The sequence below is a fragment of the Nocardia pneumoniae NBRC 100136 genome (assembly GCF_000308755.1).
GTDB lineage: Bacteria > Actinomycetota > Actinomycetes > Mycobacteriales > Mycobacteriaceae > Nocardia > Nocardia pneumoniae.
Genome location: NZ_BAGF01000005.1, coordinates 1 through 1,150, shown reverse-complemented (window position 1 = coordinate 1,150; position 1,150 = coordinate 1). Strand labels below are relative to the sequence as shown.

The 1,150-nt window shown below is 67.1% G+C and carries 1 protein-coding gene; it reads left to right on the top strand.

Annotated features, from left to right (window positions below):
• Positions 1-1,150: acetate--CoA ligase (locus ON34_RS01470; protein WP_040773135.1), on the top strand; the 1,150-nt coding region annotated here is incomplete at both ends.

Here is a 1,150-nt window from a genome sequence, read left to right as displayed (position 1 = left end):
GTTCTGGGCGGAGCAGGCGGGCAGGCTGGAGTGGGCGCGGCCGTGGACGCGGGTGCTGGACTGGACTGCCGCGCCGGTGGCGCGGTGGTTCGTCGACGGCAAGCTGAACGTCGCCTACAACTGCGTGGACCGCCACGTCCTGGCCGGGCACGGCGACCAGGTCGCCATCCACTGGGAAGGCGAACCCGGCGATACCCGCGCCCTCACCTACACCCAACTGCTCGAAGAAGTCTGCCGAGCGGCGAACTACCTCACCGAGTTGGGCCTGCAAGCCGGAGACCGGGTCGCGATCTACATGCCCATGATCCCCGAAGCCATCGTGGCCATGCTCGCCTGCGCCCGCCTCGGCCTGACCCACTCGGTGGTCTTCGCCGGATTCTCCCCCACCGCCCTGCGCCAACGCGTCGACGACGCCGCCGCCCGCCTGGTCATCACCACCGACGGCCAATACCGCCGCGGAACCACCGCACCCCTGAAAACCGCCGTCGACGAAGCATTGAGCGACGGCCCCTCCAGCGTCGAACACGTCCTGGTGGTCCGCCGCACCGGCCAAGACGTGCCCTGGACCGACGGCCGCGACCTGTGGTGGCACGACACCATCACCCACGCCTCCCCACACCACGACGCCGAAGCCTTCGACGCCGAACACCCCCTGTTCATCCTCTACACCTCCGGCACCACCGGAAAACCCAAAGGCATCCTGCACACCACCGGCGGCTACCTCACCCAAACCGCCTACACCCACCACTACGTCTTCGACCACAAACCAGGCCGCGACATCTACTGGTGCACCGCCGACATCGGCTGGGTCACCGGCCACAGCTACATCGTCTACGGCCCCCTCGCCAACCGGGCCACCCAGGTGCTCTACGAAGGCACCCCCAACTACCCCGACGAACACCGACACTGGCAGATCATCGAAAAATACGGCGTCACCATCTACTACACCGCCCCCACCCTCATCCGCACCTTCATGAAATGGGGCCGCGAAATCCCCGACGCCCACAACCTGTCCTCACTGCGGCTGCTGGGCTCGGTCGGCGAACCGATCAACCCCGAAGCCTGGCGCTGGTACCGGCACGTCATCGGCGCCAACAAGACCCCCATCGTGGACACCTGGTGGCAGACCGAGACCGGCGCCATCATGATC